The sequence below is a fragment of the Oleiphilus sp. HI0043 genome (assembly GCF_001634935.1).
Genome location: NZ_LWEY01000440.1, coordinates 1 through 737, shown reverse-complemented (window position 1 = coordinate 737; position 737 = coordinate 1). Strand labels below are relative to the sequence as shown.

General features: G+C 49.1%; 1 protein-coding gene. It reads right to left on the bottom strand.

Features of this window, described 5'->3' with window-relative positions:
- Positions 1-32 precede the first annotated feature (32 nt).
- Positions 33-737: methyl-accepting chemotaxis protein (locus A3729_RS05610; RefSeq protein WP_231877354.1), on the bottom strand; the 705-nt coding region annotated here is incomplete at its 5' end.

Below are 737 nucleotides of genomic sequence, written 5' to 3'. Positions count from 1 at the left end.
GATCGGCCTTTGCATTCCCTTTAGACTATGCGCTAGAAGTCTTCCCAGTCATCATCATCGTTTGAGTTATCACCACTGTATTTGATCACCTGATCTTCTGTCGGAGCAATACCGGTATCCATCGGCACCGAAGTCGTTTGCTGTGGAGCTTGGCTGACAGAAGGAGTCGGTGCAGGCGCTGATGTAGGTGCTGAAGCAGGCGCGCTAAATATTGCGGCCTGGTGATTCCCCACTCTGAAGAAGCTAACCATCTGATTCAAGGCTGATGCTTGCTCACTCAAAGCCTCACTAGAGGCACTTGCCTCTTCAACCAAGGCTGCGTTTTGCTGGGTCATATCATCCATTTGCATGACTGCTTGGTTAATCTGCCCAATACCATCATTCTGCTCGGCTGCTGCCGTGGCAATTTCTTCTACTCTTACAGCAACCTCTTCAACTGACTTCACGATATCCGCAAGTGTCTGGCCAGAATCATTTACAAGCTGAGAGCCCGTTTCAACCTTATTGACGCTTTCACGAATCAGGTCTTTGATCTCTTTCGCTGCCGTCGCAGAACGTTGAGATAAGGTTCTAACCTCACCTGCCACCACTGCAAATCCTCGACCATGCTCACCCGCTCTAGCGGCCTCAACGGCTGCGTTAAGCGCTAGCAAGTTAGTCTGGAACGCAATCTCATCAATGACACCAATAATGTCGTTAATCTTATGACTCGAAGCGAGTATTTCTTTCATTGCTCC